The organism is Arthrobacter sp. TE26545 (assembly GCF_056279005.1).
The window spans coordinates 1205690-1230467 of record NZ_JBWBQM010000001.1; the positions used below are offsets into that span (position 1 = coordinate 1205690).

20 protein-coding genes and 1 pseudogene are annotated in these 24778 nt (G+C 68.0%); 17 read left to right on the forward strand and 4 right to left on the reverse strand.

Going from position 1 to position 24778, the window contains the following annotated elements:
- Position 1: 1 nt before the first annotated feature.
- The gene (locus tag ACZ9CK_RS05270; protein WP_426302692.1) at positions 2-1267 is read right to left on the reverse strand and encodes a RuBisCO large subunit C-terminal-like domain-containing protein; all 1266 of its coding nucleotides are present in this window, start codon (positions 1265-1267) and stop codon (positions 2-4) included.
- A gap of 290 nt (positions 1268-1557) precedes the next feature.
- Here ACZ9CK_RS05270 and ACZ9CK_RS05275 point away from each other — a divergent pair, with 290 nt between their 5' ends.
- From ACZ9CK_RS05275 to ACZ9CK_RS05320, 10 genes are all read left to right on the forward strand, one after another.
- Positions 1558-2424 carry a GntR family transcriptional regulator gene (locus ACZ9CK_RS05275; protein ID WP_426302693.1) on the forward strand — a complete coding sequence of 289 codons (867 nt, stop codon included), beginning with the start codon at positions 1558-1560 and terminating at the stop codon, positions 2422-2424.
- Positions 2425-2595: 171 nt separating this feature from the next.
- A complete protein-coding gene (gene gatC / locus ACZ9CK_RS05280) occupies positions 2596-2892 on the forward strand; it encodes an Asp-tRNA(Asn)/Glu-tRNA(Gln) amidotransferase subunit GatC (protein WP_070350810.1) in 297 nt (98 codons plus the stop codon).
- A 4-nt stretch (positions 2893-2896) separates the two neighbouring features.
- Positions 2897-4459, forward strand: coding sequence for an Asp-tRNA(Asn)/Glu-tRNA(Gln) amidotransferase subunit GatA (gatA, locus tag ACZ9CK_RS05285; protein WP_426302694.1), 1563 nt, complete (start codon positions 2897-2899; stop codon positions 4457-4459).
- On the forward strand, positions 4459-5967 hold the full coding sequence (gatB, locus tag ACZ9CK_RS05290) for an Asp-tRNA(Asn)/Glu-tRNA(Gln) amidotransferase subunit GatB (RefSeq protein WP_426302695.1): 1509 nt from the start codon (positions 4459-4461) through the stop codon (positions 5965-5967). Before gatA ends, gatB begins: the two co-directional genes overlap by 1 nt.
- 181 nt (positions 5968-6148) lie before the next feature.
- Positions 6149-6814: a DUF5666 domain-containing protein gene (locus tag ACZ9CK_RS05295; protein WP_476049434.1), complete on the forward strand. Its 666-nt coding sequence runs from the start codon at positions 6149-6151 to the stop codon at positions 6812-6814.
- A gap of 247 nt (positions 6815-7061) precedes the next feature.
- Positions 7062-8114, forward strand: a complete 1053-nt coding sequence (locus ACZ9CK_RS05300; protein ID WP_426302697.1) for an ABC transporter permease — start codon at positions 7062-7064, stop codon at positions 8112-8114.
- Positions 8115-8117: 3 nt separating this feature from the next.
- On the forward strand, positions 8118-9074 hold the full coding sequence (locus ACZ9CK_RS05305) for a carbohydrate ABC transporter permease (RefSeq protein ID WP_426302698.1): 957 nt from the start codon (positions 8118-8120) through the stop codon (positions 9072-9074).
- 42 nt (positions 9075-9116) lie between these two features.
- Positions 9117-10778 (forward strand): type 2 periplasmic-binding domain-containing protein, encoded by a 1662-nt coding sequence (locus ACZ9CK_RS05310; protein WP_476049435.1) that lies wholly within the window; start codon positions 9117-9119, stop codon positions 10776-10778.
- 51 nt (positions 10779-10829) lie between these two features.
- Complete coding sequence (locus ACZ9CK_RS05315) at positions 10830-11879, forward strand: LacI family DNA-binding transcriptional regulator (protein WP_426302700.1); 1050 nt, start codon at positions 10830-10832, stop codon at positions 11877-11879.
- Positions 11880-11902: 23 nt separating this feature from the next.
- Positions 11903-13093 carry a Gfo/Idh/MocA family protein gene (locus ACZ9CK_RS05320; protein WP_476049436.1) on the forward strand — a complete coding sequence of 397 codons (1191 nt, stop codon included), beginning with the start codon at positions 11903-11905 and terminating at the stop codon, positions 13091-13093.
- Here ACZ9CK_RS05320 and ACZ9CK_RS05325 read toward each other — a convergent pair.
- Positions 13090-14037 (reverse strand): LysR family transcriptional regulator, encoded by a 948-nt coding sequence (locus ACZ9CK_RS05325; protein WP_476049437.1) that lies wholly within the window; start codon positions 14035-14037, stop codon positions 13090-13092. The two genes, ACZ9CK_RS05320 and ACZ9CK_RS05325, sit on opposite strands and share 4 nt — an antisense overlap.
- A 134-nt stretch (positions 14038-14171) precedes the next feature.
- Positions 14172-15509, reverse strand: coding sequence for an amidohydrolase family protein (locus ACZ9CK_RS05330; protein WP_476049438.1), 1338 nt, complete (start codon positions 15507-15509; stop codon positions 14172-14174).
- Between the two features lie 204 nt (positions 15510-15713).
- Between ACZ9CK_RS05330 and tdh the strand changes: the two are divergent.
- The 6 genes and pseudogenes from tdh (at position 15714) to hutI (ending at position 22392) form a co-directional block, all read left to right on the forward strand.
- Positions 15714-16761: pseudogene (gene tdh, locus ACZ9CK_RS05335) on the forward strand (L-threonine 3-dehydrogenase).
- A 43-nt stretch (positions 16762-16804) separates the two neighbouring features.
- Positions 16805-18043, forward strand: a complete 1239-nt coding sequence (locus ACZ9CK_RS05340) for a glycine C-acetyltransferase (protein ID WP_426302705.1) — start codon at positions 16805-16807, stop codon at positions 18041-18043.
- Positions 18044-18048: 5 nt separating this feature from the next.
- A complete protein-coding gene (locus ACZ9CK_RS05345; RefSeq protein WP_476049439.1) occupies positions 18049-19479 on the forward strand; it encodes a family 4 glycosyl hydrolase in 1431 nt (476 codons plus the stop codon).
- A 62-nt stretch (positions 19480-19541) separates the two neighbouring features.
- The gene (locus tag ACZ9CK_RS05350; RefSeq protein WP_426302707.1) at positions 19542-20003 is read left to right on the forward strand and encodes a pyridoxamine 5'-phosphate oxidase family protein; all 462 of its coding nucleotides are present in this window, start codon (positions 19542-19544) and stop codon (positions 20001-20003) included.
- A gap of 56 nt (positions 20004-20059) precedes the next feature.
- A complete protein-coding gene (locus ACZ9CK_RS05355; protein WP_476049440.1) occupies positions 20060-21154 on the forward strand; it encodes an NAD(P)/FAD-dependent oxidoreductase in 1095 nt (364 codons plus the stop codon).
- Between the two features lie 11 nt (positions 21155-21165).
- On the forward strand, positions 21166-22392 hold the full coding sequence (gene hutI, locus ACZ9CK_RS05360) for an imidazolonepropionase (protein WP_426302709.1): 1227 nt from the start codon (positions 21166-21168) through the stop codon (positions 22390-22392).
- On the opposite strand, the gene ACZ9CK_RS05365 is transcribed toward hutI, so the two are convergent.
- Complete coding sequence (locus tag ACZ9CK_RS05365) at positions 22389-23339, reverse strand: DMT family transporter (protein ID WP_476049441.1); 951 nt, start codon at positions 23337-23339, stop codon at positions 22389-22391. The genes hutI and ACZ9CK_RS05365 overlap by 4 nt on opposite strands.
- Between ACZ9CK_RS05365 and ACZ9CK_RS05370 the strand changes: the two genes are divergently transcribed.
- Complete coding sequence (locus tag ACZ9CK_RS05370; RefSeq protein ID WP_426302711.1) at positions 23338-24750, forward strand: aminotransferase-like domain-containing protein; 1413 nt, start codon at positions 23338-23340, stop codon at positions 24748-24750. The genes ACZ9CK_RS05365 and ACZ9CK_RS05370 overlap by 2 nt on opposite strands.
- Positions 24751-24778 lie beyond the last annotated feature (28 nt).

A 24778-nucleotide genomic window follows, 5' to 3' on the forward strand; every position in this document is an offset into this window, starting at 1 on the left:
GTCAGGCACCTTTCCTGAACGTCTGGACCGCATGCAGCAGGGCGTCATCTCCAGTTTCCGCCCGCTTGGTGGCTGCAGTCTGCAGCGGCACCCCATCCACTGCGGCTTCCCAGGCCTGGCGCAGGCTGCGCACCCCGGCCCCGGGACCGTCCGGGTGGGCTGCGACCCCGCCGCCGGCCAGCATCATCAGGTCCGTGGAGCCGACAGCGTCGAAGGTGGGCCCGGGGGTGGTGACGTTCTGCCCGGAAGACAGGACGGGCAGCGGTGCGATGGTCTCCCCCAGGGGTTCAAGCAGGCTGCGGATGTTCGCGGTCACCTCTTCGTCCAGTTCGTAGAACTTGCTGCCCAGTCCGCTGGCGTGCAGGTGGTCGGCGCCGGCAAGGCGGGCCATCTGCTGCCAGACGCGGTAGTCCATGCCCAGGGCCTTGGACCGCATGGAGGCGGCGAGACCCGCGCGGTGGCCGTGGATCGGGACCTCGGCGAAGCTGCGGAGCAACGCCAGGGCCGGCATTCCCATCACCGGGATGTTCAACATCACGCAGCGGCCACCGGCTTCAACAACCAGATCGTGGCGCTCTTGCAGCCCGGCGAGGTCGCCGGTGATGTTGAAGGCATACATCGTCGAGTGGCCCGTGATCTGCTCTGCGGCACGGATTTCCTCGGTGGCGACCGCGACCCGGCGTTCCAGCGGCAGGTACGCCGGATCAGTCATCAGCTCGTCGTCCTTGATCAGGTCAATGGACGCCATCGCCAGATCCCGGACAACCAGCCGGAACTCTTCTTCCGAGAGCCCGACATTTGGCTTGACGATGGTGCCGACCATCACGCCCTGAACGTCACTGATGAGCTTGCGCGTCCCCTCGATGCCGAATGCCGGGCCGGGGTGTGCGGCGACAAAATCCCCGGGCAGCTGCATGTCCTGGAGCCGGCAGGCGTACAAATCACCCAGCTCGAAAAGATTGCCTGCCATAGCAGTCTGGAGGGTGGCCAGATCGGTGCCGACGTTCTCCATCGGAAAGTCAACGGTCACCAAGGCGGCGCGGACTTTTTCCGGGTTGGACCGTGACGGCAGTGAGGGCCGGCAAAAGCCAAGCTCCTGAACATCCGATATCCGGGCGGCGTGCCGTTCCCGGATCCGGGCGGATTCGCCGGGCACCGGCAGGAACGTGCCGCTGGACTGCTCGCCCGCCATGATGGCCGCGGCCTTCTCGGGCTCAATCTCAGACTCCAGGTAGTAGGTGCAACGCACCGAGCGCGGGTCGCGCATGGAACTCTCCAATTCGAGGGGTTTAGAAACTCACGTATCCGACTGTCACCTGCGCGTACTCTCACTTCGCTCATGCACCAATACGGGCTCAAGCAGGTGACTGGCACTTCGTATCCACGGCATCTTCCGCGATCCCTGGTCCGAAGTTGCACGTAGGTTCGAAGTTGTACGTACCTTTGATACGTACAATAATGGGTGGCGTAGGTCACGTCAAGGCCGATCGAAAACACTGCAGACCGCTAGAGATGCAGCAGGAGGGCTAAGATTTGCACAGCGGCAGAGGAGTTAGCGTGAGTTTGGAACCAGCAGAACCAACATCGGAGCCGGCGGGGCGCAGCGGTGGCCTGAACCGGGAAGCCGGAGGCCCGCTCCACGCGCAAATCCGGGACATCCTGCACCGGCAGATCGTGGACCTGGCACTGTCCCCGGGCTCCTCTCTGCCCACCGAAGAGGAACTGCAAAGGCAGTTCGGGGTCTCCCGGAGCGTCGTTCGCCAGGCCCTGTCAGGCCTTGCCGACCTGGGCCTGATCCGACGCCAGCGCGGCCGCGGCAGCGTAGTGGCCGCAACGCCTGTCCTTCGACGTCACGTTCAGCGCGCCGGCGGCCTGGATGAGCAGGCGGCCGCGCACGGGCAACGCCTGCGCACCCATGTCCTCAGCGTGGAACCTTCCGAGCCGCCCCAGGCGGGCATCGAGGCTCTCAATACCACCAACACCTGGAAAATCGAGCGGGTCCGCTACCTCGACGATCTTCCGGTTGCCTTCATGCGCACCTGGGTCCCGCGCGACTTCTTCCCGCACTTCACCGCGGAACTGCTCGAAAACTCCTCGCTCCTCGGCCTAATGCGCGATCACGGTTACCACCCCGTCGGCGGACCCCGCCAGATACAGGCCGTATCTTCAGATCCCGACCTGGCACGGAAACTGAACATCAACGCCCGGGAACCGCTGCTTCTGCTCCAGGGTGTCACCCGGGACGCCCTCGGCCATGGTCTCGAATGGTTCAACGTCTGGCACAGCCCTAACACCGTCTTCGACGTCGACGCACAAGTCACCAGCCAGCCAGGGCGCGTCTCCCATGAGCACATCCGCCGCCTGCGCAACCTGACCCGGCAACTTGAATCGGAACTAGCCGACCTGGAACGAGGAGCACGCTAAAGCGCGCCGCACGTCCAACCGGCCTCTGAAGGATCGTCCGGTTCGCCGCCGGAAGCCAGCCACGGCCGACAGCCGGAAGGTGACGCGGCGCCGGGCGCGGAATCGGCTCTTGAGCCAGCACAACCAAAGTAGACTGGTCCGGAAAACCATTTGAACTTGCAGGGGAGATCCATGGCTGCGATCAACCGTGACGATGTGGCGCATCTTGCGCGGCTCGCTCACATTGAAATGAGTGCCGAAGAGCTGGACCGGATGGCGGGCGAACTCGCCGTCATCGTGGACTCGGTGAAGTCCGTCAGCGAAGCCGCCGGGGACGACGTCCCGGCCACGTCCCACCCGATCCCGCTGAGCAACGTCTTCCGCGAAGACGTCGTTGGCCACACTTTCACCGCCGAGCAGGCGCTGTCCGGTGCTCCGGACGCCGCGGAGGACCGCTTCAAGGTCCCGGCCATCCTGGACGAGGACTAAGAAGATGACTGACAGCACCGAACTCATCCGCCTCTCCGCCGCAGCCCTCGCAGCAAAGCTTGCCGCGGGCGAAGTGACCTCCGTCGAGGTGACGCAGGCCTACCTGGACCGCATCGCCGCCGTCGACGGCCAGGTCAACGCCTTCCTGCACGTCAACGCCGAGGAGGCGCTCGCCGTCGCCGCCGAAGTTGACGCGATCCGCGCCGCCGGCGGAGCTGCCGCCGGGGAACTGCACGAACTCGCCGGCGTTCCGATCGCCGTCAAGGACCTGATCGTCACCATCGGCCAGCCCACCACGGCCGGTTCAAAGATCCTCGAAGGCTGGCACAGCCCCTACGACGCCACGGTCATCAAGAAGCTGCGCGCCGCGAAGATGCCCATCCTGGGCAAGACCAACCTGGACGAATTCGCCATGGGGTCCTCCACCGAACACTCGGCCTACGGCCCCACCCGCAACCCCTGGGACCTGGACCGCATCCCAGGCGGTTCGGGCGGCGGCTCCGCTGCCGCCGTCGCTGCCTTTGAAGCGCCGCTGGCGCTCGGCACGGACACCGGCGGGTCCATTCGCCAGCCCGGCGCGGTCACCGGCACGGTGGGCGTGAAGCCCACCTACGGTGCGGTGTCCCGCTACGGCGCCATCGCCATGGCCTCCTCCCTTGACCAGATCGGCCCGGTCTCCCGGACCGTGCTGGACTCCGCGCTGCTGCAGGAAGTCATCGGCGGCCACGACCCCTACGACTCCACCTCCCTGACCGATCCCTTCGACAACCTGGTCGAGGCCGCACGCACCGGCAACGTCACGGGCATGAAGATCGGCATCATCAAGGAACTGCACGGCGAGGGCTACCAGGCCGGCGTCGAGAACCGCTTCAACGAATCCCTCGAGCTGCTCAAGGACGCCGGGGCGGAAATCGTCGAGGTCTCCTGCCCGAACTTCAAGTACGCCCTGGGCGCCTACTACCTGATCATGCCGTCCGAGGTGTCCAGCAACCTGGCCAAGTTCGACGGCGTCCGCTTCGGCCTGCGCGTGCTGCCCAAGGAAGGGCCCCTGACCATCGAGCGCGTCATGGGTGCCACCCGCGCCGCCGGCTTCGGCGACGAGGTCAAGCGCCGCATCATCCTGGGCACCTACGCCCTGAGCGCCGGCTACTACGACGCCTACTACGGTTCGGCCCAGAAGGTGCGCACCCTGATCCAGCGCGACTTCGACGCCGCGTTCGCCCAGGCCGACGTGCTGATTTCCCCGACGGCGCCCACCACGGCGTTCAAGCTGGGGGAGAAGCTCAACGACCCGCTGGCCATGTACCTCAACGACGTCGCCACCATCCCGGCGAACATGGCCGGCGTCCCCGGCCTGTCGCTGCCCGGCGGCCTGGCCGATGAGGATGGCCTGCCCGTGGGCATCCAGCTGCTCGCCCCGGCCCGCGAGGACGCCCGCCTTTACCGCGTGGGTGCCGTCCTCGAATCGCTGCTCGAAGAGAAGTGGGGCGGCCCGCTGCTTGACCGTGCCCCTGAACTGCAGGCTCCCGCGATCGGCGCCGCAAACACCGTGGGAGGTTCCAACTAATGTCCGTCGACACCGTCCTCAGCTTCGAAGAAGCCATGGAGAAGTACGATCCCGTCCTTGGCTTCGAGGTCCACGTGGAGCTGAACACAAAGACGAAGATGTTCTCCTCCGCTCCGAACGTCTTCGGTGACGAGCCGAACACCAACGTCAACGAGGTGGACCTCGGCCTGCCGGGCGTCCTCCCGGTGGTGAACAAGGCCGCCGTCGAGTCCTCCATCAAGATCGGCCTCGCGCTCAACTGCAAGATCGCCGAATCCTGCCGCTTCGCCCGGAAGAACTACTTCTACCCGGACACCCCGAAGAACTTCCAGACCTCCCAGTACGACGAGCCCATCGCGTACGACGGCTACCTGGACATCGAACTCGAGGACGGCACCGTGTTCCGCGTCGAGATCGAGCGGGCCCACATGGAAGAGGACGCCGGCAAGCTCACCCACATGGGCGGTTCCGCGGGCCGCATCCAGGGCGCCGACTACTCGCTGGTGGACTACAACCGCGCCGGCGTGCCGCTCGTCGAGATCGTCACCAAGCCGATCGAGGGCGCGGGCAGCCGTGCGCCGGAGCTCGCCAAGGCCTACGTGGCCGCCGTCCGCGAGATCGTCAAGAACCTCGGCGTTTCCGACGCCAAGATGGAACGCGGCAACGTCCGCTGTGACGCCAACGTCTCCCTGCGCCCGCACGGCCAGGAACGCTTCGGCATCCGCTCCGAGACGAAAAACGTGAACTCGCTGCGCGCCGTCGAACACGCCGTCCGCTACGAGATCCAGCGCCACGCCGCCGTCCTCGACTCCGGCCAGCCGGTCATCCAGGAGACTCGCCACTGGCACGAGGACACGCGCACGACGACGTCGGGCCGCGCCAAGTCCGACGCCGACGACTACCGCTACTTCCCTGAGCCGGACCTGGTTCCCGTCGTCGCCTCGCGTGAGTGGGTGGAGGAACTGCGCGCCACCCTGCCCGAGCCGCCCGCCGAGCGCCGCAAGCGCCTGAAGGAAGCCTGGGGCTACTCGGACCTGGAGTTCCGCGACGTGGTGAACGCCGGCGTCATGGACTCCATCGAGGAGACCATCGCCGCAGGTGCCAGCGCCTCCGTGGCCCGCAAGTGGTGGATGGGCGAGATCGTGGGCAGGGCCAAGACGGCCGACGTCGACCCCGCCGAACTCGGCGTGACGCCGGAAACCATCGTGGAGCTCAACAAGCTCGTCGAGGGCGGCAAGATCAACAACAAGATGGCCTCCCAGGTGCTGGACGGCGTCCTCGCCGGCGAAGGCACCCCGGAGGAAATCGTCGAGAAGCGCGGCCTTGCGGTTGTGTCCGACGATGGTCCGCTGCTGGAAGCCATCGACGCCGCCCTGGCCGCCCAGCCCGACGTCGCGGAGAAGATCCGCGGCGGCAAGGTCCAGGCCATCGGTGCGATCGTCGGCGGCGTCATGAAGGCCACCCGCGGCCAGGCCGACGCGGGCCGCGTGCGCGAGCTGATCCTGGAGAAGCTCGGCGTCGAAGGCTAACGGCTTCTTCCCAACTGGGTCGCAGCTAACGTCGTTTTGAGCCCTCAAAACGACAACAACTGCGACCCAGTTGTGTCTGGATCCACAGCAGGCACACAGCTTCAAGGCACATCATGGAGTCATCAGTTCTTTGCTGCCCGCCCCTTGCCGGTCCGGGGAGGAGCGGAGAAAGGATCAGGCCATGTCCACCATGACTCCGGGCGTCCGCACGGCCCTTATCGCGGGCGGTGTCGCCGTCGTCCTGGGCGGCGGCAGTGTGGCTACCGTGTGGGCCGCCAACCAGATCATCCCGCTGTACACGGGCGCTTCGCCTGCGGGCACGGCATCGCCTTCACCCGGTGCAACATCGCCCGCCACGCCGTCGCCCGCCACGCCGTCGCCCGCCTCGCCTTCGCCCGGCACGCCGTCGCCCGGCAACGGCAACTCCAAGCACTTCCCCGTGATGCCACGCGTTCTTCCGGGCCGGGGGATCCACGGCGAGTTCACGGTGAAGAACAATGACGGCAGCTACACGACAATCGTGACCCAGACCGGCACGGTGCAGTCCGTCAGCGGTTCGAACATCACCGTCAAGAGCGAGGACGGCTTCACCCAGAGCTACGCGCTCGCATCGACGACCGCCATCGTCAAGATCCCCGATTCCGGACCCGGCATGCGCCGGAGGCCGTTGCCCCAAACCATCAAGGCCTCCGATCTGAAGGCGGGGGACACCGTCCGGGTCTCCGCCACGAAGAACGGCGCAACGGTCACGGCCACACGCATCGTCACCGGGACCTGGCCCGCGGGGCTCAATGGGACTGTGCCTTGGGACATGGGGCGGCAGCACCGCCACGGGGGCAACGTCTAGGAGGCGTTAGCAGGCGTTAGGACGAGGCCTTCAGTAGCGGCGCGCGGTTGCTTGCGCGCGCCTCCGGCCAAGTGCCATGGCTGAAACCTGATTTTTGTGCGCAGTTTCAATCAACATCTTGCAAACTCTGCAGGCGTCACTTATGGTTTGTTAAACGGTTAACGAGCGTGGCCTGGATCACAAGGCCTACCGGGCCGCACCTGATCCCGCGGGACTGCACCGCGCGCCATGAGCAAGAGGAGAACGCATGAACTCGACGACGGAGGCAGTTCCGGCCCTGCCGGACGCGGACCGCGTCCCGGCACATGCCGGAGGGCGCATCCCGGGCCTTGGAAAGGGAAAGCCCGCCAAGGCGAAGCGCAGCAAACCGCGGACCCAGGCCAAGCAGAGCTTCCGCTCCCGCCTGCGGCGCGACAAGCAGATGCTGCTGATGATGGTCCCGGGCATCGTCTTCCTGCTGCTGTTCTTCTACATCCCCATCCTTGGCAACATCATCGCCTTCCAGGACTACCAGCCGTTCCTGGGCATCGGGGACAGCCTGTGGGTCGGCTGGCAGAACTTCGTTGACCTGTTCGCCAACCCGGACTTCCTGCAGGCCTTCTGGAACACCCTGTACCTGGCCGCCTGGCAGCTGGTCTTCCTGTTCCCGGTGCCGCTGGTCCTGGCACTGATCGTGGACTCGCTGATCAGCATGCGCATCCGCAGGGTCTTCCAGAGCATCGCCTACCTGCCGCACTTCCTGTCCTGGGTGCTGGTGATCGCGCTGTTCCAGCAGATGCTCGGCGGCGCCGGATTCATCAACAACACCCTGCGCCAGTTCGGCATGGACCCGATTCCGTTCATGACCAACCCGGACACCTTCCCGGTGCTCGTGGTGGTCCAGATGATCTGGAAGGACGCCGGCTGGGCAATGATCATCTTCCTCGCCGCCCTGGCCAGCATCGACGCATCCCTTTACGAAGCGGCAGCGGCCGACGGCGCCGGGCGCTGGCGCCGCATGTGGCACATCACGCTCCCTGGACTCCGCCCGGTGATCGTGCTGCTGCTGATCCTCCGGATCGGCGACATCCTCTCGGTCGGCTTCGAGCAGTTCATCCTGCAGCGCGACGCCGTGGGCGCGGGAGCCGCCGAAGTGCTGGACACCTTCACCTACTACACCGGCGTCGTCGGCGGCGGCTGGAGCTCCGGCGCCGCGGCCGGCCTGGCGAAGGGCGTGGTCAGCGCCCTCTTGATCTACGCCGCGAACAAACTTGCCCACCGCTTTGGCGAAGACGGCATTTTCGCAAAGAAAGTCGGCTAGCACATGGCAATCACACTTTCCCCGGAAAAACTCCCGCTGGGCCGCAAGGCCAAAGCCCGCAAGCCAAAGGAACTGAGCTACAACCCGAAGCGCCCCGTCTGGAAGGAGCGGCCCTCGCCCCTCTACCAGACCATCAAGACCCTGGTCCTGGTGCTCTTCAGCGCCTCGATCATCGTGCCGATCCTGCTGGTGGTTTCCACCTCGCTGGCGGACAAGGACCAGCTCGCCAAGGCCGGCGGCTTCGTGCTCTGGCCTGAGCGGCCCACCCTGGAGGCCTACCAGACCATCTTCAACGGCCCCATGGTGCTGAACTCCCTGGGCGTCAGCGCCTTCGTCACGATCGTCGGCACCATCCTCGCCCTGTTCGTCACCATCACCATGGCCTACGCCACCAGCCGGCCGGTGCTGTTCGGCCGTCCCGTGGTCCTCGCGGTGCTCTTCACCCTGCTGTTCGCCCCGGGCTTGATCCCGTCCTTCCTCATGATCAAGCAGCTCGGCCTGCTGGACAGCCTGTGGTCGCTGATCCTGCCGGGCATCTTCGGGGCCTTCAACTTCGTGGTGATGCGCTCCTTCTTCATGAACATCCCGCAGGAGCTCATCGAAAGCGCCCGCATCGACGGCGCCAGTGACTGGACCATCCTGTGGCGGATCGTGATGCCGCTGTCCAAGGCCGTGATCGCCGTCGTCGGGCTGTTCTATGCGGTGGGTTTCTGGAACTCCTTCTTCAACGCCCTCCTCTACATCAACGACCACAGCAAATGGCCCATCCAGCTGCTGCTGCGCAACTTCGTGGTCCAGGGCTCCGGCGCCGCCGACGGCCTGGGAATCTCCTCGGTGCCGCCGAGCCAGTCCATCCAGATGGCCGTCGTCGTGGTGGCCCTGGTCCCGATCCTGATGGTCTACCCCTTCCTCCAGAAGCACTTCACCAAAGGCGTCCTCACGGGCGCCGTGAAGGGCTGAGCTTTTCCAAGATGTCCATACCCAGTTGAAAGGCATGAACACATGAGTGCAGCACCCCTTAACACGGGCTTCAGCCGCCGGGGCTTCCTCGGCCTGGCCGGCCTTGCGGTCACGACGGCGGGCCTTGCCGCCTGCGGTGGCGGCGGCACCTCCGGAGGCAGCGGCGGAGCGGCCGCTTCCGCCGGGGTCAAGCTCCCCACCTACAAGGAGTTCACCGGGGTCACCGCCGATCTCGCAGGCAACTCCAAGGGCCTGCAGGCAGCGTTCTTCAAGCTGCCCGAAGGCGTCACCTCGGTCAAGGAAGCCCCGCTCAAGGGCAAAGTCACCGGCTTGACCGAAACCTTCGACACCATGAGCCCGGGCATGAAGGACAACCCCTTCTGGCAGAGGCTCAACGCCAAGCTCGGCGGCGAACTGGAACTGCAGATCGCCGAGGACATCGGCGATGGCTACCCGGCCAAGTTCGCCACCGTGCTGGCCAGCGACGACCTGCCGGACATGATGTGGGTCCCGCCGAACCAGGGCATCCCCAATGTCGGCCCCATGCTGGAGGCGAAGTTCCAGGACCTCACTAAGTACCTCTCCGGGGACGCCGTCCTCGAGTACCCCAACCTTGCCGCGCTGAAGCCGGACTCCTGGAAGACCGCCGTCGTGAACGGCAAGATCTGGGGAGCACCCATCCCGAGCACGCCGTTCGGACAGATCATGTCCGGCCGCCGCGACGTGTGGGAGAAGGTGGGCGGCCTGAACGCGGCCTCGGCGGATGAGTTCCTGGAGAAGGCGAAGGAGCTCACCCGGCCCGCGGAACGCAAGTACGCACTGGAACCGGCCTACGTGAACGTCCTGCACATGGTCACCGAATGGTTCGGCGCTCCCAACTCCTGGGCCGTCAATAAGGACCGCACCCTGACCCACCTTTTCGAGACCGGGGAGTACGCCGCCGGCGTCGAGTTCACGGCCAAGCTGTTCGCGGCCGGGGTCTTCTATCCGGACGTGAACGTCCCGGACATCCGCAACCGCGTCGCCAACGGCAGCGTCGCCGGTCAAGTCCTGGTGGGCCCGCACGACATCAAGAGCTACCGTGGCTTCAACAAGGACCAAGGATTCGACATCCTGGTGCCGTTCAGCGCGGACGGCAAGGTCAAGCCCACGTACGACATGGGCTACGGCACGGTCGGCTTCACCCCGTTCAAGAAGGCCGATGAGGGCAAGATCCGGGAACTGCTGGCCCTCATCAACTACCTCTCCGCACCGTTCGGCACCGTGGAGTACATGCAGAAGAACTTCGGCGAGGCCGGCAAGGACTACTCGCTAGACGCCAAGGGCAACCCGCAGCTCACCGAGTCCGGCACCACCAACCTGCCGGGCCTGGTGTCGGCGCTGAACATCATGTCCAGCCCGGAGAACGTGGTCTTCAACCCCGGCTTCGACGACGACACCAAGTACGTCAACGAACAGCAGAAGAAGCTCCTTGAACTCGCCTGGCGCAATCCCACCAACGGCACCTACTCGGACACGAACTCCAAGGTGGGCGCCAAGATCACCAAGCAACTCCGGGACAAGGTGGTGGACATCATCACCGGCCGCGCCAAGATGTCCGAGCTGGACGCCGCCGTCAAGCGCTGGAAGTCCGGAGGCGGGGACAAGATCCGCGACGAATACCAGGCGGCGCTGCCGTCCGACGTCCCGGTCTTCCGCGCCTAGGCAGCCACGACACGGCAGACTGGGGCTGCAGCACACCAGAAGGGGGAAAGCATGGCCAGGACAGCAGGTAGCGGAATACGCCCGACCATCCGCATGGTCGCGGCGGAAGCTGGCGTCTCCACGGCAACGGTGTCCTATGTGATGTCCGGCCGGCGGGGCGAGGGCGGGCCGGGGGTTTCGGACACCACCGTGGAACGGGTGCGCGCCGCTGCGGAGCGGCTGGGCTACCGGCCCAACCAGGCGGCCCGGGCCATCCGCACCGGACGGACCAACACCGTGATCCTGTCCCTGACCATGCTTTCGGACCCCTGGTCCCTGTCCGTGATCGAGGCCGTGCAGAAGGCGGCCGCGCCCCTGGGGATCACTCCGCTGATCCTCGGTGACGCGGACTGGGTCAAGGTGCTGCAGAGCCACGACGCCGATGCTGTGTTCGTGGACGCCGTCAGAGAAGGGCAGCGCGGTGCCCTGGCCGATCTCGCCGCGCGCGGCTCCACCTTGGTGGTGTTCGACGAGGAGCTTGAAGCCGCCGGCTTCGACGTCATCCGTTCCGTCGCCGGACCCGGCTGCACCCTCGCGGTGGAGCACCTGCTGGCGGGCCACCGCAAGGTGGGCTGCCTGGTGCCCTCCCGGGAGGGGCGGCCCCCGGCCGGGCAGCGCTATGAGGCCTACACCTCCGCGCTCGCCGCCGCGGGAATCGGCGTAAACGAGCACTACGTAGGCGCCTTCGACGGCACCACGGCGGGCGCCTACGCGGCCACCATGCGCCTGCTCAGCCGCGATGACCGGCCCACCGCCCTGTATGCCACCACGGATTACGCCGCCGTCAGCGCGGTGAACGCCGCGCAGCGGCTCGGGCTGACCGTCGGCCGCGACGTGGACATCATCGGCGTCGGCAACGCCATCGAGGGCGAACGGATGTCGCCCTCTCTGAGCACGGTGGGTCCGGTGGACTTCTTCGAGCGGGTGGCCCGGCTGCTGCTCAAGAGGGCCGTCGACGGCGGCAGCACCCCCGCCGCGCCCCCTGCGGTCCTGGACTTCCCCTGGCAGCTCTTTGTCAGGGAATCGGCCCCGCACCGCACTGCGGCCAACAGACTTTATTGAGAACAGAAAGAAGCACGAAACACATGGGAACCGAAGACTTGAAGATCGGCGTGGTGGGCTTCGGCCTGCGCGCAGGGCTGTGGCGCCACGCGCACAAGCCGGGGCAGGGATCGGAGGTGACCATCGTCTGCGATACCAGCGAACGCGGCCGGGCCGATGCCGCGGAGCGCATCCCCACCGCCAAGGTGACAGGCGAGCTCCAGGAACTGATCGACAGCGGAATCGACGCGGTCCTGGTGCTCACCCCGGACAACCAGCACGCCGCCGTCGCGGTCCGCACTCTCAAGGCGGGCATCCCCACCTTCTGCGAGAAGCCGCTGGACATCACCATCGAGGCCGCCGATTCGATCCTGCAGGCCGCCTACGACAGCGGCACCCGGCTGTACGTGGGCCACAACATGAGGCACATGCCCGTGGTGGTCCAGATGCGCGAGCTGATCGAACAAGGCAGGATCGGCGAGGTCAAGGCCGTCTGGTGCCGGCACTTCGTGGGCCACGGCGGCGACTACTACTTCAAGGACTGGCACTCCGAGCGGAAGAACGTCACCTCGCTGCTGCTCCAGAAGGGCGCGCACGACATCGACGTCATCCACTGGCTGGCGGGCGGCTACTCCAAGCGCGTGTCCGCCGTCGGCGAGCTCGCGGTGTACGGCAAGGTGACGGACCGCAGCGACAACAGCGGCAAGCGCATGGGCGAGTGGTTCTCGCTGGAGAACTGGCCGCCAACCGAACAGCACGGGCTCGCCGAGCGGATCGACGTCGAGGACATCTCCATGATGAACATGGTGCTGGACAACGGCGTGCTCGCTTCCTACCAGCAGTGCCATTTCACCCCGGACTACTGGCGGAACTACACGGTGATCGGCACCACGGGCCGGATCGAGAACTTCGGCGACGGGCCGGGGGAGCGGATCGGCCTGTGGACCAAGCGCACTCCGGGATACGCCGAGCCGGACGAAACCGTCACCATCCAGGACGGCGAAGGCGGGCACGGCGGCGCCGACCCGCGCCTGATCGCCGAGTTCCTGCGCTTCGCGGCCGACGGCGGTCCGACCCAGACGTCGCCAGTCGCCGCCCGGCAGGCCGTGGCCGCCGGCGTGCTGGCCGCCGAATCGCTGCGGGCCGACGGCGGCGCCCGGGAAGTGCCCGCGCTCCCGGCCGAACTGGTGGCGTACTTCGAAAACGGCCAGCCGGCGCCCGTCCCCAGCAGCTAGCCCGGGGAGGAGACGAGCTCGTCCACGACCTCCCTCAGTACTTGTGCCACCTTCTGGACGGCCTGCCGCCGGGCGTTCTCGGGCCGGATCAGCATGTCGATGCGGCGCCGGGTGGCGATGCCTTCGAGCGGCCTGAGGACCACGCCCTGGGAAAGGGCCGCGGCGGCGGCGGTGTGCCGGGGCAGCAGCCCCAGCACACCGCTGCCCGCCACCACGGCCGCCACCGTGGCGTAGTCGTTCACGCGGTGGGCGATGTGCGGGGCCCGGCTCGCCACGGCGGCGACGGCGGCCAGCACGTCCGCGGGGGAGTAGCCGGGGCGGCTGGAGACCCAGCTTTCGCCGGCGACGTCGGCCGGGGACAGGGAGCCCTTGGCCGCCAGCGGGTGCCCCGCGGGAAGCGCGACGTCGAAGGGTTCCTCCGCGAGCGGCAGCACCAGGATCCGGTCCGTGGGCCAGTCCTCGCTGTGCGCCATGCGGTGCGCGAGCACGATGTCGTAGCGTGCGGTCAGGGCCGGGAATCCCTGTTGCGGAACGTCCTCGTCCGCCAGGCGCAGGCGGGGGACACCGCTGTCGGGAGTGCCGCCGTCGTTCTCTGCCGTCGCGGCGAGTCGGCCTGCCAGCCGCCCGAAGATGGCCTGGCCCGCGCTGTGGAAGGCGCTGACGGACACCGTTCCGGCGGGGTCGTCGTGATAGCCGCCGATCGCCGCATGCGCGTCGGCCATGGCACGGATGACGGCCCCGCCGGCGTCGGCGAGCACCTGGCCGGCATCAGTCAGCACCAGGTTCCGGCCCTCCTTGCGGGTGAGCGGCACCCCGGCGCTGCGCTGGAGGAGGGTGAGCTGCTGGGACACGGCGGAAGGCGTGACCATCATGGCCTCGGCAACGGCCTTGACGCTGCCGAGTTCACCGAGTTCACGCAACACTTGAAGCTGGCGGACATCCATAAGCCAATCCTAAAGTGTCCGTCAGTTCGATGTAGCAGATCCTGAATCTCCTTCGGCGCGAACGTACAGTTGCGGCCCTGGAATCCCGATTTTGGGGGCCGCAAGTGTACGTTCGCGCTCAAGGGGAGGCGGGCCTAGAGGCCGTTGCGCACCACGGTTCCCTGCGCGACGACGGCGCGCACCTTCTCGAGGGCGGTGCCGTCGCCCAGCGGGTCGGCGTCCACCACGACGGCGTCAGCGAAGGCGCCGGGCACGAAGCGGCCGGCCTTGCCTTCCCAGTTGAGCAGGCGTGCGGCGTACGTCGTTGCCGCACGCAGCGCCTCGAGCGGGGACAGCCCGGCCTCGTGGAGCAGCCTGACTTCCTTGCCCAGCGGGGTGACGTCGTTGCCGAAGGAGTCGGTGCCGGCCACCACGGTGACGCCGGCCTCGTGGGCGGCGAGGACGGCGGCCTTGTGGATGGGCGTGTACTCCTTGCCGCGGGCGGCGAGGATCGGATTCGACGAGGTCGCCATGCTGGAGATCGCGTCCATGGTGGGCGTGAAGTAGGTGCCGCGGCGGGCCATCTCGGCGATGGTCTTCTCGGAGACGAAGACGCCGTGTTCGATACTGCGGACGCCGGCACGCACGGCACCGTCGATGCCTTCTGCGCTGTAGGCGTGGCACAGCACGCCGGCGCCGCGGGCGGCCTTGACGATCGAGGAGATCTGCTCGACGCCGTAGACCAGTTCGCGGGGGTCCTGCTCGGGCAGGCCGGCGCGCGGGTTGGCGCGGGTCTTGATGACCTCGGCGCCGCGGGAGAGGTTCACCTTGGTGAGGTAGGCCAGGTCCTGCGGAGACGTGATGCCGTTCCTCAGAGCCGCGAGCGGAGCAAGGTCGGGATCTGCCAGGATCGAGTCGCCCTGCTCCGGCGAAATGAACAGGCCGGCCGGACGCATGCGCGGCGAGACGCCCGGTGCCCACGCGGGGAGTGCGGCGAGGGCGATGTCCTGGTAGAAGCTGCTCGAGCCGCTGCGGACGCCCGTGACGCCGCCCTGCAGCAGGAGCCGGGCATCGGACAGGGCGTTGGCATGGACGTGTACGTCCACCAGACCCGGAACGACCCAGCGGCCGGAGGCGTCCAGAACGGTGGCGCGGTGGGCGACGGCGGCGACGGCCTTGCGGGTGGCGTCGCGGGTACCGACGGCGGCGACCTTGCCGCCGTCGAGCACCAGCACGCCGTCCTCCAGACCGTCCCCGGTCAACGGGTCGACGACGGTACCGCCTTCGATGATGACGGCACCGGGGACCGCCGGGCTGCCGGGGTAGTTGGGGCCGGCAGGGCTCCCGCTGGCCTGTGCGGCCGGTGCCGACGCGAGCTGGGCGGTGACGCCGGCGACTGAGATGCCGGCCAGGGCGGCGGCGCTGGCGAGGACTCCGCGGCGCGAAGGGACGGCGGACGGGACGGCCGCGCTGCTGTGGTCATGCAAGCACATGGTTACTCCTTGGGGGAAAGCACAATCCTTGGGGAAGGCACAATGGTGCCCGTGGTACCCATCACCATATTTGGTATACCAAAGTAGATTCAAGCTGTTCCCCCGCAGCGCAGTCCGCGAATTCGGACAGTGTAGCTCTTCCTAAACTGTTGAGTGAGATACTTGAGCTTGTTCTAAGTCGTTTGAAGGCATGTAATGGGAGCCATGAAGGCTCTCTACAAGTCCGGCCCGCACGCCGGCTTCGAACTCGTTGACCGGCCCGAACCCGAGGCAGGCCCCGGCGACGTCAAGATCCGCGTGATGACCACCGGCATCTGCGGCACCGACCTGCACATCCAGTCCTGGGACGCGTGGGCGCAAAGCATCATCGAAACCCCGCTGATCGCCGGCCACGAGTTCTATGGCGAGGTCGTGGCCGTCGGCGAGGACGTCCGGGACGTCAAGGTCGGGGACAGGGTGTCCGGTGAAGGGCACGTTGTGTGCGGCATCTGCCGCAACTGCCGCGCCGGCCGCCGCCAGATGTGCATCCACACAGTCTCCGTGGGCGTGCAGCGCGACGGCGCCTTCGCTGAGTACGTCGTAATTCCCGAAACCAACGTCTGGGTGCACCACGATCCCTCGGTCACCCCTGAACTCGGCGCCATTTTCGACCCCTTCGGCAACGCCGTCCACACTGCCCTGAGCTTCCCGCTGGTGGGCGAGGACGTGCTCATCACCGGTGCCGGCCCCATCGGCCTGATGGCCATCGCCGTTGCCCGCCACGCCGGTGCCCGCAAGATCGCCATCACGGACGTCTCCGAGTCCCGGCTGGAACTGGCCCGCAGCAATGGGCGTGGACCTCGCCGTCGACGTCTCCAAGATGCGCATAAGCGAGGCCCAGAAGGAACTGGGCATGCGCGAAGGCTTCGATATCGGCCTGGAAATGTCGGGACATCCCACGGCCCTGCCTGAGATGATCGACAACATGAACCACGGCGGACGCATTGCCATGCTCGGCCTGCCCAGCCAGTCGATCGACATCGACTGGGGCAAGGTGGTTACCCACATGCTTACGCTCAAGGGCATCTACGGCCGCGAAATGTTCGAGACCTGGTATGCCATGAGTGCCATGCTCTCCTCCAACCCCGCGCTGCACCGCAACATCTCCGCCGTCGTCACGGACAAGCTGTCCGCCACCGACTGGGAGAAGGGCTTCGAGATCGCCCGCGCCGGCACCGGCGGCAAAGTTGTCCTCGACTGGACCGAACTCTAACTTCACCGGACCCTGATTTTCACCGGACTCTAAGGAGACCTTCTTGTACACCTCGATCAAAGACCAGCTGCAGGGCGAACTGGACGAGATCCGCGCCGCGGGGCTCTTCAAGAGCGAACGCCACATCGATTCCCCGCAGGCCAGCCACATCGCGGCCGGTCCGCTCGGTGAGCCGTCCCGGCAGGTGCTGAACTTCTGCGCCAACAACTACCTCGGCCTGGCCGACCACCCGGAGATCATCGCCGCGGCCAAGTCCGCCATGGACGAGCGCGGCTTCGGCATGGCCTCGGTGCGGTTCATCTGTGGCACCCAGGACCTCCACCTGGAGCTGGAGAAGAAGGTTTCGGAGTTTCTCGGCACCGAGGACACCATCCTGTTCTCGAGCTGCTTCGATGCGAACGGCGGCGTCTTCGAATCCCTCTTCGGCCCCGAAGACGCCATCATCTCGGACTCGCTGAACCACGCCTCGATCATCGACGGCATCCGCCTGTGCAAAGCCAAGCGTTTCCGCTACGCCAACCAGGACATGGCCGACCTCGAGGCCAAGCTCGTGGAGGCCGCGGGCTCCCGGCGCAAGATCATCGTCACTGACGGTGTCTTCTCGATGGACGGCTACCTGGCACCCCTGGCGGCCATCTGCGATCTCGCCGAGAAGCACGACGCCCTGGTGATGGTCGACGACTCCCATGCCGTCGGTTTTATGGGTGCTACCGGTGCGGGCACCCCCGAACACGCCGGCGTCAGCAGCCGTGTGGACATCTACACCGGCACCTTCGGCAAGGCCCTCGGCGGAGCGTCGGGCGGCTACGTCTCGGGCCGCTCCGAGGTGATCGCGATGCTGCGCCAGAAGGCCCGCCCCTACTTGTTCTCGAACTCCCTGGCCCCGGCCATCGTCGCTGCCACGCTCAAGGCACTCGAGCTGGTCCAGGGCTCCGGGGAACTCCGCGCGCGGCTCTTCGAGAACGCCGCCCTGTTCCGCCGCCGGATGGCCGAGGAAGGCTTCGAACTGCTCGACGGCGAACACGCGATCGTTCCCGTCATGTTCGGTGACGCCGTGGCCGCCGCGAAGGTGGCCGCCGAGATGCTCGAACAGGGCGTGTTCGTCACGGCCTTCAGCTACCCCGTGGTGCCGAAGGGTGCAGCCCGCATCCGCGTCCAGCTCTCCGCGGCTCACAGCCCGGAAGACGTCGAGACCTGCGTGCAGGCCTTCGTGAAGAGCCGGGACGCGGTCAACAGCCGGGACGCGGCGGGCGCCGCGGCCGGTGAAACCGCGGGACACTGAGTGCCATGATCCTCACCCTGCTCGGTGGCGGAGGTTTCCGGGTTCCGCTGGTCCATTCAGCACTGCTGAGGGACCAGCGGCCGGGCCGCGTCACCGAGCTGAGGCTGTTTGACCACGACGCCGGCCGGCTGGCCGTCGTAGCCAAGGTCCTGGAAGAGCAGGCGGCGCAGGCAATTGAGGCGGGCGTGCCGGACGCACCCCGGGTGCGCCTGTTCACCGACCTTGCCGAGGCCCTTCCGGGGACGGACTTCATCTTCTCCGCGATCCGGGTGGGTGGCATGGTCGGCCGGGCCGCCGACGAACGGATCGCCCTGGAGCACGGGGTTATCGGGCAGGAAACCGTGGGCGCCGGCGGGATCTCCTACGCCCTGCGCACCATCCCGGTGGTGGTGGACATTGCGCGGGCCGTCCGGAAGTACGCCCCGGAAGCCTGGTTCATCAACTTCACCAACCCTGCCGGCGTCATCACGGAAGTGCTGAACTCCCTGCTCGGCGGCCGGGTGGTGGGGATCTGCGACTCCCCGGCGGGACTGGCCCGGCGTGCGCTCTGGGCTGCCGGCTTTCCCGGCCTGGACGTGTACGGGGCTGGCGTCGGGATCGACTACATCGGCCTGAACCACTTGGGCTGGCTGCGCGGGCTGACCGTGGACGGGGCGGACGTCCTCCCGGAACTGCTCGCCGATGCGGATGCCGTCGAATCCTTCGAAGAAGGCCGGCTGTTCGGCGCCCCCTGGATCCAGGCCCTTGGCGCAGTCCCGAACGAATACCTGCACTACTACTATTTCCGCCGGGAGAACCTGCTGGCCGAGCAGGAAGCCGCTGCCAGCCGGGGGAGCTATCTGGCCCGGCAGCAGGCCGCCTTCTACGCCGCCGGCACGGCGGAAGGAGAGCCGGCGGAATCGGCACTGCAGCTCTGGGAACGGTGCAGGATGGACCGCGAACAGACGTATATGGCCGAAAACCGCGAGGCCGCCGGCACCTTCGAACGCGACGCCGCGGACCTGCAGGGCGGCGGCTACGAGGGGGTCGCCCTGGCGATCATGCGGGCCCTCGGCGGTTCGGGGTCCGGCGGCACGGCTGGCGCCGTCGGAACCGAAGATACCGCCGACGCCGAAGAAGCCCGGCTCATCCTCAACATGCCCAACGCCGGCACCCTGCCCGGGCTCGATGCCGACGCCGTCATCGAGGCGCCCTGCCTGGTGGGCCCGGCAGGCGTCCGGCTGCTGCCAGCCGATCCGCTTCCGGGCTATGCCGCCGGACTGGTCACCACGGTCAAGGCCGTGGAACGGGCCACCATCGAGGCCGCCCTGGGCGGATCCCGGAATGCGGCCTACCGCGCCCTGGCCCTGCATCCGCTGGTGGACTCGGTGCGGGTGGCGCACGCCCTGCTGGACGGCTACATGGAGAATTTCAAGGAACTGGCGTACCTGCGCTGAACGCCGGCCGGTGGCGCCCGGAAGGCCTGTCGGGAAACCCCGTGCGGGCCTAGGATCGCAGCATGGGCAATGATGCAGCGACAGAAGTCTTGGAACCGCAGGAATGCTGGGACCTCCTCCGTGGAGTTTCAGTGGGACGCCTGGCCGTCTGGCTCGGCGACCGCCCGGACATCTTCCCGGTCAATTACGCCGTGGACCACGGCAGCGTTGTCTTCCGGACCGGCGCCGGAACGAAACTCGAAGCGGCCCTCGGCGACTTCCCCGTGGCCATGGAAGCGGACGGCGTCGACCCCGACACCGGGGTCGCCTGGAGCGTGGTACTCCGGGGCAAGGCGGTGCCGCTGAAGAACATCGACGACGTCGTCCAGTCGTTCTCCATCCCCCTGTTTCCTTGGGAAGCCGGGCACAAGGACCAGTTCGTGAGGATCCCGGCCGACTCGGTTTCCGGCCGGCGGTTCACCGTCACGCCGCCGCTGACCTGGTGGACGCCCTACAGCGGCACCAAGCCGGCCAGGGGCGAGTAACCGGGCGAGTAACCGCCGCTGTCGCGCGACGGTCCCGGCACTGGCAGGATGGGCTGATGGCCTCGAATTACGACGTAGTTATTGTCGGCGGCGGAATCGCCGGGCTCTCGCTTGCCTCCGCGCTCGCAGGAAAGTGCTCCGTGGCGCTCGTGGAAGCGGAGCAGACCCTCGCGTACCACACCTCCTCCCGCTCGGCGCGGCAGCTGATCCCCAGCTACGGGCCCGCCGTCGTGCAGGAACTCACCGTCCGCACGCTGGAACTGATCGCGGAGCGCGACGCCGGACTGGACGTTCCGGTGCTGACGCCGCGGGCGTTCATGATGGTGGGGGACGAGGCGGACCTCGCCGCCGAAGCCAGCGGCCACATGCGCCCCATCACGCACGGCGAGGCCCTGGAGCTCTGCCCGGCCCTGAGGGCGGAAAGCTTCACCCACGCCGGCCTGGACACCGGCTCCTTCGCCTGCAACGCCCCCGTGCTGCTGGAGGACCACCGCCGCCGCGCGGAAGCCGCGGGCGCCGACATCGTCACCGGAGCCCGCGTGCACTCGGCCCAGCGGATCGGCTCCGCCTGGCAACTAGGCGCCGGCACCGAAGGGCTCGCGGCCGCCGTCGTGGTCAACGCGGCAGGTGCCTGGGCGGACGAACTCGCGGTCCTCAGCGGGGTGGAGAAGCTCGGGCTGCAGCCGTACCGGCGCACCGCAGCCGTCGTCGACGTCGAACACCCACTGGCCCCCGGCACCCCGATGGTGGCCGAGGCCGCGCACCGCTGGTACTTCCGGCCCGAGGGCGGGCAGGTGCTGATCTCGCCCGCGGAGACAGTACCGAGCGGGCCGGAGGACGCCAAACCGCGGCCCGGGGACATCGAGGCCCTCGTGGCGCGGCTGAATTCGCTGACCACCCTGGGCATCCGCTCGGTGGACCGCGCCTGGACCGGCCTGCGCACCGAAGCCGCCGACGGCGTCCCGGTGGTGGGCTTCGACGCCGAGGCGCCCGGATTCTTCTGGCTCGCCGGGCAGGGCGGTTACGGATTCCAGACCTCCTCGGCAATCGCCGAACTGGCAGCCGCCGCGATCCTCGACGCCTCGGACAGCAGTCCGGCATCCCGGACACCAGCGGAGCTTGCGGCCACCCGCTGGTCGGTCCGCCGATGAACAATTGATCCATGACTACGGGGTTCACGAGCACACTGATCCATAACATCGGCGAACTGATGACCCAGGACGCCGAGCACCGCGTCCTGCGGGATGCCGCCCTCGTCATCGAGGGCGAACGCATTTCCTGGATCGGCCCGGCGTCGCAGGCACCCGCTGCCGATGCCGCCGTCGACGCCGAAGGCCGCGCCGTGCTGCCCGGCTGGGTGGACTCGCACTCACACCTGGTCTTCGCCGGCGATCGTACTGCCGAATTCGAAGCCCGCATGGCCGGGGAGAGCTACAGTGCCGGCGGCATCGCCGTGACCATGGGCGCCACCCGCGCTGCCAGCGAGGAGGAACTGACCCGGCTCACCGCCGAACGCGTTGCCGAAGCCGTCTCGCAGGGCACCACCTACCTGGAGAGCAAGACCGGCTACGGGCTGGACGTGGAGAACGAGGCCCGCAGCGCCCGGATCGCCGCCGCCACCGTGGACGAAGTCACCTACCTCGGCGCCCACCTGGTCCCGGCCGGCATCGACCCCGAGGAGTACACCGACCTCGTCTGCGGCCCAATGCTGGACGCAGTTCTGCCGCACGTGCGCTGGGCCGACGTGTTCTGCGAACGGGGCGCCTTCACCGAGGAGCAATCCCGCCGCGTCCTCACCGCAGCCCGCAACGCCGGGCTGGGCCTGCGCGTCCACGGCAACCAGCTGGGCGAAGGCCCGGGCGTGCAGCTGGCCGTTGAATTCGGCGCCGCCAGCGTGGACCACGTGAACTACCTCTCCGAGGCCGACATACAGGCGCTCGCCGGCACCTGGTCCGGCTGGGACGCCGCCACGGGCACCGGGATCCGCGGTACCGTCGCCACCTGTCTGCCCGCCTGCGACCTCTCCACCCGCCAGCCGCTCGCTCCGGGCCGCGAACTGATCGACGCCGGCGTGCAGATCGCGCTCGCCGCCAACTGCAACCCGGGCACCTCCTACACCAGCTCCATGGCCTTTTGCGTCACCACCGCGGTGCTGCAGATGCGCCTGAGCGTGCACGAGGCCGTCCGGGCCGCCACCTACGGCGGCGCCCTCGCCCTGGGCCGGGAATCCGGCAAGGACGCCGACGGCGAACGCGCGGTGGGCTCGATCGCCGTCGGGCACCGCGCGGATCTGCACATGCTCAAGGCGCCGTCTGCAACGCACCTGGCCTACCGGCCCGGCATCCCGATGACGCACGCCGTCTGGCGTGCGGGCGTGCGCGCGGTCTAGCTGCCGCCCGCCCGGGCCGAATCAAACCTGGCACGGACCGCGGCGCCGGCGCACAGGACCACGGCAACGCCTCCGGCGATCGTGGTCCAGTCCAGCTTCTCGCCCAGCAGGAGGCTTGCCCAGCCGATGGTCATGACGGGCTGGACCAGCTGGACCTGGCTGACCCGGGCCATGGGACCGATGGCCAGGCCGCGGTACCAGGCGAAGAAGCCCAGGAACATGCTGACGACGCCGAGGTAGGCAAAGGCGGCCCATTGCGCCGGCGTTGCGGAGAGCGGTTGCTGGGCGGCCGAGAGGATCGCCAGTACCGCCATCAGGGGCGACACCAGGACGAGTGCCCACGAGATGGTCTGCCACGCCCCGAGTTCGCGGGCCAGCAGGCCGCCTTCCGCGTAGCCGATCGCGCAAGCCGCCACAGCGCCGAAGAGCAGCAGGTCTGCCCATTGCAGATGTCCAATGCCGCCCGACTGGACGGACGCGAAGCCGATCGCTGCGGCAGCGCCCACACCGCTCATTACCCAGAACGGCCGCGGCGGGCGTTCCCTGCCGCGAAGCACCGCGGTCATGGCTGTGACAGCCGGAAGCAGCGCGATGACAACGGCGCTGTGGCCCGCCGGAGCGGTGGTGAGCGCGAAGGACGTGAGGAACGGAAAGCCGACGACGACGCCGCCCGCCACTACTGCCAGCCGCGCCCACTGTACGCCGCGGGGGAGCCGCTGCCGGGTGAGTGCCAGCGCGAAGGCCGCGAGGACCGCTGCCACGACGGCCCGCCCCGAGGCAATGAACAACGGTGACAGCCCGCCGACCGCCACCTTCGTGAAGGGAACGGTGAAGGAAAAGGCTGCCACTCCGAGCAGTCCCCACCACAGCCCGGACGCCGCTTGGCGCTCCTGGACGGGCAATATCGCTTCGGCGGGAATTACAGTAGCGCTACTATTGGCTTTCATGAACAACGATAGCAGTTCCCGTATCGCCACGCGCCTCCGGGAATGGATCTCCGGGGCGCCCCCGGGATCCCGGCTGCCGTCCACCCGGGCGCTGGTGGCGCAGTACCAGGCCAGCCCGGTCACAGTGCAGAAGGTGCTGCGGACGCTGGCCGGGCAGGGCCTGATCGAAAGCCGCCCCGGGGTAGGCACCTTTGTTCGCGCCGTGCGGACGGCCCGGCCTTCGGACTACGGCTGGCAGACGGCGGCACTGGGTTCCCCGCAGGCACAGCTGCGTCCAGTGTCCGCAGCCATGCGCACCGCCCCCAACGACGTGATCGCGTTCCATTCCGGCTACCCGGACCGGGAGCTCCTGCCGGAACGCCTGGTCCGTGCCGCCCTTACCCGTGCGGCCAGGGGCGACGCCGCCCTGTTCCGCCCTCCGGCGGCAGGGCTGCCGGAACTGCAGTCCTGGTTCGCCCAGGAACTTCGCGCGTCGACGCCTCCGGGGGTCAATCCGCCCACACCCTCCGACGTGATCGTGCTTCCCGGAACCCAAAGCGGGCTCAGCTCGGTCTTCAGGGCCCTGGTGGCCGGCGGGCAGCCCCTGCTCATGGAGTCGCCGTCGTACTGGGGCGCGATCCTGGCCGCGGCGCAGGCCGGGGTCCGGGTGGTTCCGGTGCCGAGCAGTCCCGAGGGACCCGATCCGGAGGAGCTTGCGCGCGCCTTCCAGGAGAGCGGGGCCCGGGTGTTCTACGCCCAGCCGAACTACGCCAATCCGACTGGGGCGCAATGGTCCGCCCGGCGTGCCGAAGAAGTGCTGGACGTGGTACGGCAGCACGGCGCCTTCCTGGTCGAGGACGACTGGGCCCACGACTTCGGCATCACGTCCGATCCCGAGCCGCTTGCCTCCCGGGACGATTCCGGCCACGTGGTCTATCTGCGCTCGCTGACCAAGAGCGTTTCACCGGCGATCAGGGTGGGCGCCGTCGTCGCCCGCGGTCCCGCGCGCGAACGGATCCTGGCCGCCCAAGGGGCCGAATCGATGTACGTCAGCGGGCTTCTGCAGGCGGCGGCGCTCGACGTCGTCACCCAGCCCGGCTGGCAGACCCACCTGCGCGGACTCCGCCACCAGCTCCAGGTCCGCCGCGACCTGCTGGTTACGAGCCTGCGCGAACAGGTCCCGCAGGCCCACGTCGGGCTGTTGCCGAAAGGCGGCCTGAACCTGTGGGCCCGGCTGCCGGACGGGACGGACCTCGAACGGCTCACCCGCGACTGCGAAGCCGCCGGAGTCCTCATCGCCCCGGGCAACGAGTGGTTCCCGGCGGAGCCGGCCGGGCCGTTCATCCGGCTCAACTATGCCGGCCCGAACCCCGGCGCCTTCCCGGAAGGCGCACGGCTCATTGGCCAAGCGCTGGCAAGCGCGGGGGCTTAGGAAGCGCGGGGGCCCAGAAGCGCCGGAA